Raw genomic sequence first — 969 nt, 5'->3', positions numbered from 1 at the left:
CAACTGGCCTCTTGGTCAGCCATGCTCGGCCTGGCTGCAGCAGTGTCGCAAGACGACACTATGCAGCGCGTGCTCAAGGCCCCGCGACTGACGAGCGCAGAAAAGGCCGCCACGTTTATTGACGTGTGCGGCGACAAGTTCGATGTAAAAGTACAGAACTTCATTCATGTTGTAGCCGAAAACGACCGTCTCCCGCTGTTGCCGGAGATCGCCGCTCTGTTTGACCTGTACAAGGCCGAACAAGAGAAATCGGTAGACGTTGAAGTGACCAGTGCTTTTGCATTGAACCAAGAACAGCAAGACAAACTCGCCAAGGTTCTCAGTGCACGACTCGACCGGGAAGTGCGCCTGCAAGTTGCGGAGGATGCCAGCCTTATAGGTGGTGTCATCATCCGCGCCGGCGACCTGGTTATCGATGGCTCGGTTCGCGGGAAACTCGCAAACCTTGCCGAAGCATTGAAATCTTGAGTTTGAAGGGGCAGCAGAGCAATGCAGCAACTCAATCCTTCCGAAATAAGTGAAATTATCAAGGGCCGCATCGAAAAACTCGATGTGACCTCTCAAGCCCGCAACGAAGGCACTGTCGTCAGCGTATCTGACGGCATTGTGCGGATTCACGGTCTGGCCGACGTAATGTACGGCGAAATGATCGAGTTTCCGGGCAGCGTCTTCGGCATGGCTCTCAACCTGGAGCAAGACTCTGTAGGTGCCGTAGTACTGGGCGCATACACGACTCTGGCTGAAGGCATGAGCGCCAAGTGCACTGGCCGCATCCTGGAAGTTCCGGTGGGTAAGGAACTGCTGGGTCGCGTTGTCGACGCACTGGGTAACCCAGTTGATGGCAAAGGTCCGCTGAACAACACCGAGACTGATGCAGTCGAGAAAGTTGCTCCAGGCGTGATCTGGCGTAAGTCGGTAGACCAGCCTGTACAGACTGGCTACAAGGCTGTCGATGCCATGATCCCTGTC

1 protein-coding gene and 1 pseudogene are annotated in these 969 nt (G+C 55.4%); both read left to right on the top strand.

The genetic code is table 11. From position 1 onward, the window contains the following. On the top strand, positions 1–468 hold a 468-nt coding region (locus ACIQYF_RS22750; RefSeq protein WP_402866292.1), incomplete at its 5' end, for a F0F1 ATP synthase subunit delta. A gap of 21 nt (positions 469–489) precedes the next feature. Then, positions 490–969: pseudogene (locus ACIQYF_RS22745) on the top strand (F0F1 ATP synthase subunit alpha); the annotation flags it as partial.

The sequence above is a fragment of the Pseudomonas sp. NPDC096917 genome (genome assembly GCF_044762555.1).
Classification (GTDB): Bacteria; Pseudomonadota; Gammaproteobacteria; order Pseudomonadales; family Pseudomonadaceae; genus Aquipseudomonas.
Note: the sequence above shows the minus strand (reverse complement) of the source record. Positions and strands in the feature narration are given on the sequence as shown.